Annotated in this window: 12 protein-coding genes; 10 read left to right on the forward strand and 2 right to left on the reverse strand. The window is 63.6% G+C overall.

Translation table 11 applies throughout. The annotated features are described in order from the left end of the window. Positions 1–15: 15 nt before the first annotated feature. Complete coding sequence (locus KY496_RS01835; protein ID WP_219863608.1) at positions 16–741, reverse strand: DUF4198 domain-containing protein; 726 nt, start codon at positions 739–741, stop codon at positions 16–18. Between the two features lie 167 nt (positions 742–908). Between KY496_RS01835 and KY496_RS01840 the strand changes: the two genes are divergently transcribed. The 7 genes from KY496_RS01840 (at position 909) to KY496_RS01870 (ending at position 10,362) form a co-directional block, all read left to right on the forward strand. Continuing rightward, positions 909–3,134 carry a TonB-dependent siderophore receptor gene (locus KY496_RS01840; RefSeq protein ID WP_219863610.1) on the forward strand — a complete coding sequence of 742 codons (2,226 nt, stop codon included), beginning with the start codon at positions 909–911 and terminating at the stop codon, positions 3,132–3,134. Between the two features lie 91 nt (positions 3,135–3,225). Further along, a complete protein-coding gene (locus KY496_RS01845) occupies positions 3,226–4,170 on the forward strand; it encodes a patatin-like phospholipase family protein (protein WP_071363246.1) in 945 nt (314 codons plus the stop codon). Continuing rightward, positions 4,167–4,577: a heme-binding protein gene (locus KY496_RS01850; protein WP_184237879.1), complete on the forward strand. Its 411-nt coding sequence runs from the start codon at positions 4,167–4,169 to the stop codon at positions 4,575–4,577. Before KY496_RS01845 ends, KY496_RS01850 begins: the two co-directional genes overlap by 4 nt. 307 nt (positions 4,578–4,884) lie before the next feature. Beyond that, positions 4,885–6,048, forward strand: coding sequence for a glutamine-hydrolyzing carbamoyl-phosphate synthase small subunit (gene carA, locus KY496_RS01855; RefSeq protein WP_005669751.1), 1,164 nt, complete (start codon positions 4,885–4,887; stop codon positions 6,046–6,048). 1 nt (position 6,049) lies between these two features. Further along, positions 6,050–9,280, forward strand: coding sequence for a carbamoyl-phosphate synthase large subunit (gene carB / locus KY496_RS01860; protein WP_219863611.1), 3,231 nt, complete (start codon positions 6,050–6,052; stop codon positions 9,278–9,280). Between the two features lie 135 nt (positions 9,281–9,415). After that, positions 9,416–9,889 (forward strand): transcription elongation factor GreA, encoded by a 474-nt coding sequence (gene greA / locus KY496_RS01865; RefSeq protein WP_005669756.1) that lies wholly within the window; start codon positions 9,416–9,418, stop codon positions 9,887–9,889. A 20-nt stretch (positions 9,890–9,909) separates the two neighbouring features. After that, a complete protein-coding gene (locus KY496_RS01870) occupies positions 9,910–10,362 on the forward strand; it encodes a DUF4149 domain-containing protein (protein ID WP_229520395.1) in 453 nt (150 codons plus the stop codon). A gap of 54 nt (positions 10,363–10,416) precedes the next feature. Here KY496_RS01870 and yhbY read toward each other — a convergent pair whose 3' ends face one another. Beyond that, the gene (yhbY, locus tag KY496_RS01875) at positions 10,417–10,887 is read right to left on the reverse strand and encodes a ribosome assembly RNA-binding protein YhbY (RefSeq protein ID WP_071363244.1); all 471 of its coding nucleotides are present in this window, start codon (positions 10,885–10,887) and stop codon (positions 10,417–10,419) included. 45 nt (positions 10,888–10,932) lie between these two features. Here yhbY and KY496_RS01880 point away from each other — a divergent pair, with 45 nt between their 5' ends. The 3 genes from KY496_RS01880 (at position 10,933) to folP (ending at position 14,716) form a co-directional block, all read left to right on the forward strand. Beyond that, a complete protein-coding gene (locus KY496_RS01880; RefSeq protein WP_005669762.1) occupies positions 10,933–11,580 on the forward strand; it encodes an RlmE family RNA methyltransferase in 648 nt (215 codons plus the stop codon). A 237-nt stretch (positions 11,581–11,817) separates the two neighbouring features. Beyond that, positions 11,818–13,701: an ATP-dependent zinc metalloprotease FtsH gene (gene ftsH / locus KY496_RS01885; protein ID WP_005669764.1), complete on the forward strand. Its 1,884-nt coding sequence runs from the start codon at positions 11,818–11,820 to the stop codon at positions 13,699–13,701. Between the two features lie 154 nt (positions 13,702–13,855). Beyond that, positions 13,856–14,716 carry a dihydropteroate synthase gene (gene folP, locus KY496_RS01890; RefSeq protein ID WP_005669766.1) on the forward strand — a complete coding sequence of 287 codons (861 nt, stop codon included), beginning with the start codon at positions 13,856–13,858 and terminating at the stop codon, positions 14,714–14,716. Positions 14,717–14,732 lie beyond the last annotated feature (16 nt).

Raw genomic sequence — 14,732 nt, forward strand, 5'->3', positions numbered from 1 at the left:
ACGGCGCGACGGCGATCAGTGTTCCGCGCCCGGCGCCAATGCAGGGCCCGCGGGCAGGGGCGCGATGCCTTGCGGCTGCATGACGGTCAGCGACGAGGTATGGCTGGCGCTGGCGTACTGCACGCCGGCGCGCTCACCGCCACTCTTGTCGGTATGGGCCGTCTCCAGCACATACATGCCTTTCCACGGCAGCGCGAACTTCACCGCGCCGTTGGCGTCGGCCAGCGCTTCCTTCGACCAGCCGCTGGGCACGGTGATCGCCACCTTCGCCTTCGGCAGCGGCTGGCCCTGGTAGAACACCCTGAATTCGCCGGGCGTGCCGGTCGGGACGATGTCCAGCGCCAGCTTCGGCTGCTGCGCGGCGAAGCTGATCGCCAGGCGCGCGGCCGGGATCCAGATGTGCTGGCTGGTCTTGCTGTCGGTGGTCGTTTCCCAGCCCGGATAGGCATCGTCCTCCGCCACGATGGCGTCTCCCGCCGCCAGCGTGGCGCCTCCGACCACGTAGCCCCTGGCGGTCTTCTCGAGCCTGAGCCCGGTCTCGCCGGAAGCCTTGAGCAGCGTCGCGCGCGGCGCGACGAATTTATCGAGCAGGCCGGGCGTGGTCTCGCGCTGGTTCAGGCCGAACTCGCCGAACTGCAGCTTCACCGTCTGGCCGTCCTGCTCCAGCCAGACGTGGTGCGCCTGGGCGCCAGGTGCGATGGCGGCGAGGGCGAGGAGCGAGGAGAGCAGCAGTTTCTTCATGGTCGTCATTCTCTTTATAGGTTTATTTAATTCGATTGCGCCGTGCACTCTCCGAATAAAGCATGCCTCTTTTGGTGGAGCCGTCGAATATGTGCATTGCGTCAATTATTGAACACGAATTATAATGCGAATCATTCTCATTATCAAAACACTTTCAAGGAGTGATCATGTTGCGCCCAGTGCCATCCGTTGTATCCCATCCAACGCCCGTCGCCCGCCTGGTGCGCCAGGCCACTGCACTGTGCGCAACCGCAGCCCTGCTGTCACCGCTGGCCGCGCTGGCGGCGGCCCTGGAGGCGCCGGACGAGATCGCGGCGGACGCCATCCCCACCGTCAACGTCACCGGCAAGCACGACGCGACCACCGAGAAGAGCAAGTCCTTCACCACCCGTTCCTCGACCCTGTTCAAGGGCGAGCAGGACATCCGCGACACGCCGCAGCCGGTCACCGTCATCACTCGCCAGCTGATGGAAGAGCGCAACCTGCTCGACCTGACCGAGGTGCTGACCAATACCGCGGGCATCACGGTCGACTACACCGACAGCGAGCGCCTCGGCTACAACTCGCGCGGCTTCGGCATCGATGCGATGCAGATCGATGGCCTGAGCTACAAGCAGTCCGGCTCGGCCTTCATCCAGCCCGACACGGCCATCCTGGACCGGGTCGAACTGCTGCGCGGCGCGTCGGGCATGCTGCGCGGTTCGGGTAACCCGTCGGCCACCGTCAATATGGTGCGCAAGCTGCCGACGTCCGGGTTCCAGGCCGCGGCCGGACTGACGGTCGGCTCGTGGGATCGCCGCCGTGTCGAGGTGGACGTGTCGACCCCGCTCAACGACAGCGGCTCGGTGCGCGGCCGGGTGGTGGCGGTCAAGGACAAGAAGGACTTCTTCCAGAAAGCGCGCGAAGAAGACCGCGAAGTGCTGTATGGCGTGGTCCAGGCCGACCTGACGCCGCGCACCACGGTCACCGCCTGGTTGCAGCACACCGACCTCGACGCCACGGGCGCCTGGGGCGGCATCCCGGGCAACTTCGACGGATCGTCGTTGAACATGCCGGACGACACCTTCCTGAGCGCCGGCTGGAGCCGCTGGAACCGCTACAACGACCAGGCCCAGGTCGGCATCGAGCACCGCTTCGACAATGGCTGGAGCGTGCGTGCGAATGCCGGCTATCTCGGCCTGCGCATCAAGCCCAATGGCTTCAAGCAGTCGTACATCGCGCGCACCAGCACCACCAATCCGTATCTGATGGACATCACGACGTCGCAGTACACCGGCGACGACAGCCGCCAGCAGGCGCTGAGCATCGTCGCCGACGGCCCGTTCACGCTGTTCGGCCGCAAGCATGCGCTGGTGCTGGGCGCCGAGCGCGTGTACGACCGGACGATCGCGACCTATGGCGTGGGCAGCCTGTTCAAGCAGACGGTCGACATCCGCACCTTCGATCCGTACTCGAGCTATCCGGAGCGCGAGGTGACGACGATGCCGGCCGGCGGCAATCCGCCGACGGTGACGACCAATGACGGCGCCTTCGCCACCGCGCGCTTCTCGCTGGCCGACCCGCTGACCCTTTCGCTGGGCGCGCGCCTGAGCTGGTGGGAAACCGAGAACCGCGCCAACGGCAGCGGCTACAAGGTGACGCGCGAAGCCACGCCGTATGTCGGCCTGGTCTATGACTTGTCGAACGAGATCAGCGCCTACACCAGCTATACCGAAATCTTCACGCCGCAGAACGTGCGCGGCGCCGACGGCAACCTGCTCGAGCCGATCACCGGCGAGGACATCGAGCTCGGCCTGAAAGGCGCGTTCTTCGGTGGTCGCCTGAATGCCTCGCTGGGCCTGTTCCAGATCGAGAACGTCGGCCGCGCGATCGAGGACACCTCGTCGATCGATCCCTGCCTGCCGTACTTCACCACGGGCTATTGCCGCATCGCCGGCGGCAAGCAACGCAGCGAAGGCCTGGAGGCCGAAGTGTCGGGCGAACTCTTGCCTGGCTGGCAGGTGATGGCGGGCTATACCAACACCCGTACCAAATACCTGCGGGATACCGCCGCCAATACCGGCCAGCCGCTGCGCAGCATCGATCCGAAACACCAGCTGCGCCTGTTCACCAGCTATAGCCCGAACCGCTCCGGCCCGGGCTGGACCGTCGGCGGCGGCGTGAACATGCAGAGCGATTCGTATGTGCGCGGCAGCGGCCTGACCGCGACCCAGGGCGGCTACGCCATCGCCAATGCGATGGTGGCCTGGCGCTTCACCGATACGCTGTCGGTGCAGGCCAACGTGAACAATCTGCTCGACAAGGTCTACTACAAGAAATTCGGTCCGACCGGGCTGGCCTGGTACTACGGCGATCCACGCAATGTGTCGGTGAGCCTGCGCGGCAGCCTGTAAGACGCGTCGCCCACCCGCGCCGGGTGGGTTGGCTGTGCTGGGGAGAACGAGCCGAGGTACAATCGTCGCCTCGTTCTTTCTCCCACATTCCATGGTTTCTCGTCGTTCTTCCCTCGTGGCCTGCGCCGCGCTGCTGCTGGCGGCCTGCGGCAGCACCCCGACCCCGGCTCCCGTCGCCACGCCCGCGGTCGCGCCCCAGGCGGCGCCGCTTCCGCCCAAGAAAATCCGCATCGGCCTGGCCCTCGGCGGCGGCGCCGCGCGCGGCTTCGCCCATATCGGCGTGATCAAGGCCCTCGAGGCCCAGGGCATCTATCCGGAGATCGTGGTCGGCACCAGCGCCGGTTCGGTGGTCGGCTCGCTGTATGCATCGGGCCTGAACGGCTTCGCCCTGCAAAAGACGGCGCTGACGATGGACGAGGCGACCATCTCGGACTGGGCAATGCCGTGGCTGAGTAAATCCAGCGGCCTGCTCAAGGGCGAGGCGCTGCAGAATTATGTGAACAAGGCGATCGGCAATGTGCCGATGGAAAAGCTGAAATTGCGCTTCGGCGCCGTCGCCACGGATTTGAAAACCGGCCAGCCGATCCTGTTCAACCGCGGCAATACCGGCATGGCGGTGCGCGCGTCGTCCGCCGTGCCGAGCGTGTTCCAGCCGGTGAAGATCGGCAACAAGGAATACGTCGACGGCGGCCTGGTGGCGCCGGTGCCGGTGCGTTTCGTGCGTGAGATGGGCGCCGATTTCATTATCGCCGTCAATATCTCGAGCGCGACCGAAGGCGCGGCCACGGCCAGCTCGCTCGACGTCCTGATGCAGACCTTCAGCATCATGGGCCAGCGCCTGAACCATTTCGAATTGAAGGACGCCGACATCGTGATCACGCCGGCGCTCGGCAATATGGGATCGAGCGATTTCGGCGGACGCAACCTGGCCATCCTGGCCGGCGAGCAGGCCGCCGCCGCGGTCATGCCGCAAATTAAGGCCAAGCTGAAGCTTAAACAACAAGTACCGCAACCTGCACCACAAGGAAAACCATGAACACCAAACCCTACCTGACCCTGGCCGACGTAAAGAAGATCGGCGCCGCCGCCGAAGCCGAGGCTGTGCAAAACGGCTGGGCCGTGTCGATCGCGATCGTCGACGACGGCGGCCACCTGCTGTGGCAGCAGCGCCTGGACGGCGCGCCGCCCGTGTCGTCGTATATCGCCCCGGCCAAGGCCAATACCGCCGCCCTGGGCCGGCGTGAATCGAAGATCTATGAAGACGTGGTCAACAACGGCCGCATGTCCTTCCTGAGCGCGCCGAAGCTGGAAGGCATGCTCGAAGGCGGCGTGCCGGTAATCGTCGACGGCCACGTGATCGGCGCGGTCGGCGTGTCGGGCGTCAAGTCGGAGCAGGACGTGCAGATCGCCCGGGCCGGTATTGCTGCGCTGAACGCGGCCTGATGGCTCCTTAAGCCCGAGTTGCGGGCGCGATATTGCACCCGCAACAAAAGTTTCAGCAGGGCAGGGAAGATGGCACGACGTGTCATCTTTCGATAATTTGGTGGCAGTTATGTGGCAGCGCCGCATTGCCGAACATCAGAGTTCGCGCTATAATTCGGAAGTTTATCTAATTCAAACTTAGCCGTAGCGCATACCCACCATCCCTCATTCAACATGACCTCCAACACCGGGCGGCCTCACCGCGCCCAGGACAGTTGGATGTCGGTCTGACGTGGCGAAGCTACGGCAACTTTTTCGGGAGTTGCCCTTGCCGCCATTTTTTTCTGGCCCCTCCGTTCCAGCCATCCTGGCACTTGCTGACGGGACCATCTTCAAAGGATATTCCATTGGTGCCGTCGGTCATACGACCGGCGAAGTGGTGTTCAACACCGCGATCACCGGCTACCAGGAAATCCTGACCGACCCGAGCTATTCGCGCCAGATCGTCACCCTGACCTATCCGCACATCGGCAACTACGGCGTGAACAGCGCCGACGTCGAAGCGGGCAAGGTGCACGCCGCCGGCCTGATCATCCGCGACCTGCCGCTGCTGGCCTCGAACTTCCGTTCGACCCAGTCGCTGGGCGACTACCTCAAGCAAGAGAACGTGGTTGCCATCGCCGGCATCGATACCCGCAAGCTCACCCGCATCCTGCGCGAAAAAGGCGCCCAGGCCGGCGCGATCCTGACCGCCGCCCAAGGCGTCGAGCCGTCGCCAGCCCAGGCGCTGGAACTGGCGCGCTCGTTCCCGGGCCTGGCCGGCATGGACCTGGCCAAGGTGGTTTCCGTGACCGAGCCCTACGAGTTCACCGAGACCGAATGGAAGCTGGGTGAAGGCTTCGGCAAGCAAACCGATCCGCAATACCACGTGGTCGCCTTCGACTACGGCGTCAAGCGCAACATCCTGCGCATGCTGGCCGAACGCGGCTGCAAGGTCACCGTGCTGCCGGCGCAATCGACCGCCGCCGACGCCCTGGCCCTGAATCCGGACGGCATCTTCCTGGCCAACGGCCCGGGCGACCCGGAACCGTGCGACTACGCGATCAACGCATCGCGCGAGCTGATCGAGAAGGGCATCCCGACCTTCGGCATCTGCCTCGGCCACCAGATCATGGCGCTGGCATCCGGCGCCAAGACCATGAAGATGAAGTTCGGCCACCATGGCGCCAACCACCCGGTGCAGGACCTGGACAGCAAGAAGGTCTTGATCACCTCGCAGAACCATGGCTTCGCGGTCGACCCGGAAACCTTGCCGGATAACTGCCGCGTGACCCACGTCTCGCTGTTCGACGGCTCGCTGCAGGGCTTCGCCCGCACGGACAAGCCGGCCTTCTGCTTCCAGGGCCACCCGGAAGCCTCGCCCGGCCCGACCGACGTCGCCTACCTGTTTGACCGCTTCATCGGCCTGATGCAAGCAGCGGAGAAAAAATAATATGCCAAAACGTAGTGATATCAAAAGCATCCTGATCATCGGCGCCGGCCCGATCGTCATCGGCCAGGCAGTCGAATTCGACTACTCCGGCGCCCAGGCCTGCAAGGCCTTGCGCGAAGAAGGCTACAAGGTCATCCTGGTCAACTCGAACCCGGCGACCATCATGACCGACCCGGAAACGGCGGACGTGACCTATATCGAGCCGATCACCTGGAAGGTCGTCGAGCGCATCATCGAGAAAGAGCGTCCCGACGCGATCCTGCCGACCATGGGCGGCCAGACCGCGCTGAACTGCGCGCTCGACCTGCACCGCCACGGCGTGCTCGACAAATACAAGGTCGAGCTGATCGGCGCGACCCCGGAAGCCATCGACAAGGCCGAAGACCGTTCGAAGTTCAAGGACGCGATGACCAAGATCGGCCTGGGCTCGGCGCGTTCGGGCGTGGCCCACTCGATGGAAGAAGCGTGGAGCGTGCAGCGCGAGCTGGGCTTCCCGACCATCATCCGTCCGTCGTTCACCATGGGCGGCAGCGGCGGCGGCATCGCCTACAACGAAGAAGAATTCGAACAGATCTGCAAGCGCGGCCTGGAAGCCTCGCCGACCAACGAGCTCTTGATCGAAGAGTCGCTGCTGGGCTGGAAAGAGTACGAGATGGAAGTTGTTCGCGACAAGAACGACAACTGCATCATCATCTGCTCGATCGAGAACCTGGATCCGATGGGCGTGCACACCGGTGACTCGATCACCGTGGCGCCGGCGCAGACCCTGACCGACAAGGAATACCAGATCATGCGCAACGCGTCGATCGACGTGCTGCGCGAGATCGGCGTCGACACCGGCGGCTCGAACGTGCAGTTCTCGATCAACCCGAAAGACGGCCGCATGATCGTCATCGAGATGAATCCGCGCGTGTCGCGTTCGTCGGCGCTGGCCTCGAAGGCCACCGGCTTCCCGATCGCGAAAGTGGCGGCCAAGCTGGCGGTCGGCTTCACGCTCGATGAACTGCGCAACGAGATCACCGGCGGCGCGACCCCGGCCAGTTTCGAGCCGTCGATCGACTACGTCGTCACCAAGATCCCGCGCTTCACGTTCGAGAAATTCCCGACCGCCGACAAGCACCTGACCACCCAGATGAAATCGGTCGGCGAAGTCATGGCGATGGGCCGCACCTTCCAGGAATCGTTCCAGAAAGCCCTGCGCGGCCTGGAAGTCGGCGTCGACGGCCTGAACGAAAAGACCCGCGACCGCGAAAAGATCGAGGAAGAGCTGGGCGAGCCGGGTCCGGAGCGCATCTGGTACGTGGGCGACGCCTTCGCCCAGGGCTTCACCCTGGAAGAAGTGCACAATCTCACCAAGATCGATCCGTGGTTCCTGGTGCAGATCAAGGAGATCGTGGACATCGAGCTGTGGCTCGAGACCCAGACCCTGGAATCGCTCGACAAGAACGTCCTGTACAAACTGAAGCAGAAGGGCTTCTCGGACCGCCGCATGGCCTTCCTGCTGAAGGTCGAGCCGAGCGCCGTACGCGCCCGCCGCCATGCGCTGAACATCCGTCCGGTGTACAAGCGCGTCGACACCTGCGCCGCCGAGTTCGCGACCAACACCGCCTATATGTACTCGACGTACGACGAAGAGTGCGAATCGAACCCGACCGACAAGAAGAAGATCATGGTGCTGGGCGGTGGCCCGAACCGCATCGGCCAGGGCATCGAGTTCGACTACTGCTGCGTGCACGCGGCCCTCGCCATGCGCGAAGACGGCTACGAGACCATCATGGTCAACTGCAATCCCGAGACCGTGTCGACCGACTACGATACCTCGGACCGCCTGTACTTCGAATCGCTGACGCTGGAAGACGTGCTCGAGATCGTCGAACTGGAAAAGCCGGTCGGCGTGATCGTCCAGTACGGCGGCCAGACCCCGCTGAAGCTGGCGCTGGACCTGGAAGCCAATGGCGTGCCGATCATCGGCACCTCGCCGGACATGATCGACGCCGCCGAAGACCGCGAGCGTTTCCAGCAACTGCTGCAAAAGCTGGACCTGCGCCAGCCGCCGAACCGCACCGCGCGCACCGAAGCCGACGCCCTGGCGCTGGCCGAAGAGATCGGCTACCCGCTGGTCGTGCGTCCATCGTACGTGCTGGGCGGCCGCGCGATGGAGATCGTGCACGAGCAGCGCGACCTGGAGCGCTATATGCGCGAAGCGGTCAAGGTCTCGCACGATTCGCCGGTGCTGCTCGACCGCTTCCTGAACGACGCGATCGAAGTCGACGTCGACTGCATCTCGGACGGCGAAGCCACCTTCATCGGCGGCGTGATGGAACACATCGAACAGGCCGGCGTGCACTCGGGCGACTCGGCCTGCTCGCTGCCGCCGTACTCGCTGTCGCAAGCGACCATCGATGAACTCAAGCGCCAGACCTCGCTGATGGCCAAGGCCCTGAACGTGGTCGGCCTGATGAACGTGCAGTTCGCGATCCAGCAGTCGGAACAGGACGGCCAGACGGTCGACACCGTCTACGTTCTGGAAGTGAACCCGCGCGCTTCGCGTACCGTGCCGTTCGTCTCGAAGGCGACCGGCCTGCAGCTGGCCAAGATCGCGGCGCGCTGCATGGTCGGCCAGACCCTCGAGCAGCAGGGCATCACCCAAGAGGTCGTGCCGCCGTTCTACAGCGTCAAGGAAGTCGTGTTCCCGTTCGTGAAGTTCCCGGGCGTCGACACCATCCTCGGACCAGAGATGAAATCGACCGGCGAAGTGATGGGCGTGGGCACCACCTTCGGCGAAGCCTTCGTGAAATCGCAGCTCGCGGCCGGCATCAAGCTGCCGAAATCGGGCACCGTGTTCCTGTCGGTGAAGTCGTCGGACAAGCCGCGCGCGGTCGGCGTGGCGCGCGAGCTGGTCAAGCTGGGCTTCGACCTGGTGGCGACCAAGGGCACCGCCGCCGTGATCTCGGCGGCCGGCATCCCGGTGCGTTCGGTGAACAAGGTGCTGGAAGGCCGTCCGCACGTGGTCGACATGATCAAGAACCACGAGATCGTCATGGTCGTGAACACGGTCGAGGAAAAGCGCAGCGCGATCACCGACTCGCGCACGATCCGTACCTCGGCACTGGCGGCGCACGTGGTGACCTACACCACGATCGCCGGCGCCGAAGCGGCGATCGAGGGCATGCCCCACATCGACGAACTGCGCGTGTACGATTTACAAGGCCTGCATAAAACCTTACACTAAGCACACGCAGTACCCGTAGGACAGCTTAGTACACAAGTGAACCACAGAGCTCGCGCGGCCTTGGCGCCGCGTGCCTCTGTGGTTTTCGCTTTGAGACGCTACGGGTGTCCCGTACAACACCAACAGCAGAGAACCATGAACACACCACTGACCAAATTCGGCGCAGAACTCCTGAAAGAAGAGCTGCATCAGCTCAAGACCAAGGAGCGCCGCATCGTGATCGACGCGATCGCCGAGGCGCGTTCGCATGGCGACCTGTCCGAAAACGCCGAGTACGACGCCGCCAAGGAGCGCCAGGCCTTCGTCGAAGGCCGCATCGCCGAGCTGGAGGGCAAGCTCTCGACCGCCCAGATCATCGATCCATCGACGCTCGACGCCGACGGGCGCGTGGTGTTCGGCGCCACCGTCGACCTCGAAGACCTGGAATCGGGCCAGAAGGTCACCTACCAGATCGTCGGCATCGACGAAGCCGACCTGAAGCTGAACAAGGTCTCGGTGACCTCGCCGATCGCGCGCGCGCTGATCGGCAAGTTTGCCGAAGACGTGGTCGAAGTGCAGGCCCCGTCGGGCCCGCGCGAATACGAAATCCTCGAAGTCCGCTACGTCTGATGGAAGGGGCGGCCAGCGGCATGAAGGCAGGGCGCTTGCCGGCGGCGCGCCTGCTGGTGGCCGCGCTGTGGGCCGGCACGCTGTGGGCGCTCGGCTATGTGGCGGCGCCGGCGGCGTTCGCCGTCCTCGACAGCGGCCAGGCCGGCGACCTGGTCGCGCTGCTGCTCACGCGCCAGGCGTGGTTGTCGATCGCCTGCGCCGTCGTGCTGCTGGTCTTGCTGCGGGTGTCGCTTGATCTGGCGCCGCCGCGCCGGCGTTTTCTCAACTTGCTGGTGCTGGCGATGCTGGCGTGTGCGCTGGTGATCTTCGTCGGCCTGCAGCCGGCCATGGCGAACCTGCGCGAGCTGGCCGGGCCGGGTGGGGTGCGGGCGTCGCCGTACTGGACCCAGTTCGCGGTGATGCATGGGGTGTCGCAGCTGTTCCACATCGCGCAGAGCTTGCTGGGAGCGTGGTTGATCGTTCGGCTGCGTTGAGCGTGCTCCGGGTGATCGGGACGTAAAAAAACCGGGTTGCCCCGGTTTTTTTGTTCACTTGTTCAGCGAATTTTTCTTGGAACTGGTCTGGCGCGGCTTGGCGCGCTTGATGTTGCCGCCGGCGGTGACGCGTTCGTTCCCCTTCAGCATGACCTTGGTGACGCTCGGCTTCTTGGTGCCGCTGGCGCTGGCCTTGACGATGGTGACTTCGCGCATGCCCGGGCCCGATTTGCCGCTGCGTTCCTTGACCGCCTCTTTCTTGGGGCGGTAGAGGACGAGCAGCTTGCCGATGTGCTGGACCGGCGCCGCGTCGAGGTCGGCGCAGATCTGCTCGTACATGGCGACGCGCGCTTCGCGGTCGTCGCCGAACACGCGCACCTTGATCAGGCCGTGTGCATCGAGGCTGGCCGAGATTTCCTTGACGACGGATTCGGTAAGGCCGGCTTCGCCGATCATGACGACTGGATTGAGCCCGTGTGCTTCTGCGCGCAGGGCGCTGCGCTCGGCCGGTGTAAGTTTGATCATAACAATTCTTTTTTGATGTACCTATAAAAGCAGTATTCTACGCGAATGGCCAAGAACAAATTAAACAAAAACTGGTTGCACGACCATATTAACGACCCGTACGTCAAACTGGCCCAGAAAGAAGGCTTCCGCGCCCGCGCCGCCTACAAGCTCAAGGAAATCGACGAGCAGGAAAAGCTGATCAAGCCGGGCCAGGTGGTCGTCGACCTCGGTTGCACTCCGGGCAGCTGGGCGCAGTACACGCGGCGCAAGCTGGCCGGCGCCGACGGCGGCGGCATCAATGGCACCATCATCGGCCTCGACATCCTGCCGATGGAGCCGATCGCGGACGTGCAATATATTCAAGGCGACTTCCGTGAGGAAGAAGTGCTGACGCAGCTCGATGAAGTCCTGTCCGGCCGCAAGGCCGACCTTGTGCTATCCGATATGGCGCCCAATTTGTCGGGTATTAGCCACGCCGATGCGGCGCGCATGGAACATTTGATCGACCTCGCGATCGAATTTTCGCAGCTGCATTTGAAGCCGGGCGGCGGGCTGGTTGTTAAATGTTTTAAAGACATGGGTTTTACACAAATCCTGGAGAAATTCCGGACTGAGTTCAAGACCGTGAAACAGATCAAGCCGAAGGCCAGCCGTGATAAATCGTCCGAGATCTTCCTGCTCGGCCGTGGCCTCAAGAACCCGGCGGCCTGAGGGCAGTGATCCATTGATTAGAGGGTAGAATTTCCCCTTGAAATCTCCACGCGTGCCCATACATCAGCCGCGTGATCCCTCCGGCCCGGCGCCGCGGTTTGTATGCAATGTGCCGGCGGGATGTAAAAAGATAGTATTTCGGCACTATTGCCGGCGCCGCGTGGCGGTGTCGGCTTATTGCGAGTAAAATCGGAATACTGAAATCGGTAGAGATGCAATTGCATCGGAGGAGTGCTCGTGAATAATATGTTTTCCAAATCCGCCATCTGGGTGGTCGTCGCGCTGCTGTTGTTCATGCTGTTCAAGCAGTTCGACACCCATAGCGTCGCCGGCGGCAGCAAGACCATCGCTTATTCCGAGCTGCTCGATGAGATCAAACAACGTCGCATCAAGGATGTGACGATCGAAGGCTCGAATATCACCGCCACGCGCAGCGACGATTCCAAGGTGCGCGCGACCGCGACCATCCTGGACCGCGGCCTGATCGGCGACCTGCGCGAAAACGGCGTGCGCTTCGACGTGAAGCCGCCCGAGGAGCCATCGTTCCTGCAGCAGGTATTCATTTCGTGGTTCCCCATGCTGCTCCTGATCGGCGTATGGGTGTTCTTCATGCGCCAGATGCAGGGCGGCGGCAAGGGCGGCGCTTTCTCCTTCGGTAAATCGAAGGCGCGCATGCTCGATGAAACCAATAACACCGTCACTTTCGCCGACGTCGCCGGTTGCGACGAAGCGAAAGAAGAAGTCTCGGAAATCGTCGACTTCCTCAAGGATCCGACCAAGTTCCAGAAACTGGGCGGCCGCATTCCACGCGGCGTGCTGATGGTCGGTCCTCCGGGTACCGGTAAAACCCTGCTGGCGCGCGCCATCGCCGGCGAAGCCAAGGTGCCGTTCTTCTCGATCTCGGGTTCCGACTTCGTCGAGATGTTCGTCGGCGTCGGTGCGTCGCGTGTTCGCGACATGTTCGAGAACGCCAAGAAGCATTCGCCTTGCATCATCTTCATCGACGAGATCGACGCGGTCGGTCGTCACCGTGGCGCCGGCATGGGCGGCGGCAACGACGAGCGCGAACAGACGCTGAACCAGCTGCTGGTCGAGATGGACGGCTTCGAAGCCCAGTCGGGCGTGATCGTGATCGCCGCCACCAACCGCGCCGACGTGCTCGATAAGGCGCTGCTGCGTCCGGGCCGTTTCGACCGCCAGGTGATGGTGGGCCTGCCGGACATCCGCGGCCGCGAACAGATCCTCAACGTGCACATGCGTAAAGTGCCGATCGGCACCGACGTCAAGGCCGACATCCTGGCGCGCGGCACCCCGGGCTTCTCGGGCGCCGACCTGGCCAACCTGGTCAACGAAGCCGCGCTGTTCGCCGCACGCCGCAGCAAGCGCCTGGTCGAGATGATCGACTTCGAAGACGCCAAGGACAAGATCTATATGGGTCCGGAGCGCAAGTCGATGGTCATGCGCGAAGAAGAGCGCCGCAACACGGCTTACCACGAGTCGGGCCACGCGGTGGTCGCCAAGCTGCTGCCGAAGGCCGATCCGGTGCACAAGGTCACGATCATGCCGCGCGGCTATGCGCTGGGCCTGACCTGGCAGCTGCCGGAACACGACAGCCTGTCCGGTTACAAGGACAAGATGCTCGAGGAAATCTCGATCCTGTTCGGCGGCCGTATTGCTGAAGAGATCTTTGTCGGCCAAATGTCGACCGGCGCCTCGAACGACTTCGCCCGCGCGACCAAGCTGGCGCGTTCGATGGTCACCCGCTTCGGCATGTCCGACAGCATGGGCGTGATGGTCTACGAAGACAGCGAGAACGACGGCTTCTTCGGCGGCGCCACCAAGACCATTTCGGAAGCGACGCAGCAAAAGGTCGACGCCGAGATCCGCGCCATCCTCGACACGCAGTACGCGCTGGCACGGCGTCTGCTGGAAGAGAACCGCGAAAAGGTCGAGATGATGACCAAGGCGCTGCTCGACTGGGAAACCATCGATTCCGAGCAGATCAACGACATCATGGCCGGCCGCGAGCCGCGCCAGCCGAAGACCGTGCTGACCAAGCGCACGCCGCCGGGCGACAGCGGCTCGGGCGGTGTGGCGCCGAATGCCACCGCACCGGCCTGACGCTGTCTCTCCCATCAAAGGCACCCGTCAGGGTGCCTTTTTTGTTTTGCAAAAAGCTGGGGTCAGGTCTGACATTCGGACACGAGCTCAACCTTTAAATACATTTATTGTCGAGGCCGTGTCTGATTGTCAGACCTGACCCCGATGTGCTTTCATGACCAAGAAACTGCAATGTGGCCACTTCAGCTTCGCGCTGGAGGGGGCTGAATCTGCCTATCCAGTGGTGATGGGCATCCTGAACATTACCCCCGATTCCTTTTCCGACGGCGGCCGCTACCAGGGCCTCGAATTCGCGCTGACCCATGCCGAGACCATGATCCGGGACGGCGCCGCGATGATCGACATCGGCGGCGAATCGACCCGCCCCGGCTCGCCCAGCGTACCGCTCGACGAAGAACTGCGGCGCGTGATGCCGACCCTGTACGCGCTGCGCACGCTCGACGTCGCGCTGTCGGTCGACACCTGCAAGCCCGACGTCATGCGCGAGGCGCTGATCGCCGGCGCCGACATGATCAACGACATCAACGCGTTCCGTGCGCCGGGCGCCATCGAGGCGGTGCAGGACAGCGATTGCGGCCTGTGCATCATGCACATGCAGGCCACGCCAGAAACCATGCAGCAGGCGCCGCAGTACGACGACGTGGTGGGGGAGGTGATCGCTTTTCTGCGCGAGCGCGTCGACGCATTGAGCGCGGCCGGCATCGAGCGCGAGCGCATCTGCGTCGACCCCGGCTTCGGCTTCGGCAAGACGGTCGAACACAACTACGCCTTGCTGCACGGATTGCAGCGCATGCGCGACGAGCTCGGCCTGCCGGTGCTGGCCGGCATGTCGCGCAAGTCCATGATCGGCGCCGTCACCGGACGTCCGGTCGAGCAGCGGGTGGCCGGCAGCATCGGCGCGGCATTGGCTGCGGTAGCGCATGGCGCTAGAATCGTGCGTGTGCATGATGTGGCAGAGACTGTCGATGCCCTGAAGGTGTGGCATGCGGCGATGCATCCACCCTCGGTCCTGTAAAAACGTTTCAATAAGA

Origin of the sequence: Massilia sp. NP310 (genome assembly GCF_019443485.1) — a bacterium.
GTDB lineage: Bacteria > Pseudomonadota > Gammaproteobacteria > Burkholderiales > Burkholderiaceae_D > Telluria > Telluria timonae.

Excerpts from the sequence above, each read along its gene's own strand:
- KY496_RS01835 (WP_219863608.1), bottom strand. The coding sequence starts at position 741 with ATGAAGAAACTGCTGCTCTCCTCGCTCCTCGCCCTCGCCGCCATCGCA.
- KY496_RS01840 (WP_219863610.1), top strand. The coding sequence starts at position 909 with ATGTTGCGCCCAGTGCCATCCGTTGTATCCCATCCAACGCCCGTCGCC.
- KY496_RS01845 (WP_071363246.1), top strand. The coding sequence starts at position 3,226 with ATGGTTTCTCGTCGTTCTTCCCTCGTGGCCTGCGCCGCGCTGCTGCTG.
- KY496_RS01850 (WP_184237879.1), top strand. The coding sequence starts at position 4,167 with ATGAACACCAAACCCTACCTGACCCTGGCCGACGTAAAGAAGATCGGC.
- carB (WP_219863611.1), top strand. The coding sequence starts at position 6,050 with ATGCCAAAACGTAGTGATATCAAAAGCATCCTGATCATCGGCGCCGGC.
- greA (WP_005669756.1), top strand. The coding sequence starts at position 9,416 with ATGAACACACCACTGACCAAATTCGGCGCAGAACTCCTGAAAGAAGAG.
- KY496_RS01870 (WP_229520395.1), top strand. The coding sequence starts at position 9,910 with ATGAAGGCAGGGCGCTTGCCGGCGGCGCGCCTGCTGGTGGCCGCGCTG.
- yhbY (WP_071363244.1), bottom strand. The coding sequence starts at position 10,887 with ATGATCAAACTTACACCGGCCGAGCGCAGCGCCCTGCGCGCAGAAGCA.
- KY496_RS01880 (WP_005669762.1), top strand. The coding sequence starts at position 10,933 with ATGGCCAAGAACAAATTAAACAAAAACTGGTTGCACGACCATATTAAC.
- folP (WP_005669766.1), top strand. The coding sequence starts at position 13,856 with ATGACCAAGAAACTGCAATGTGGCCACTTCAGCTTCGCGCTGGAGGGG.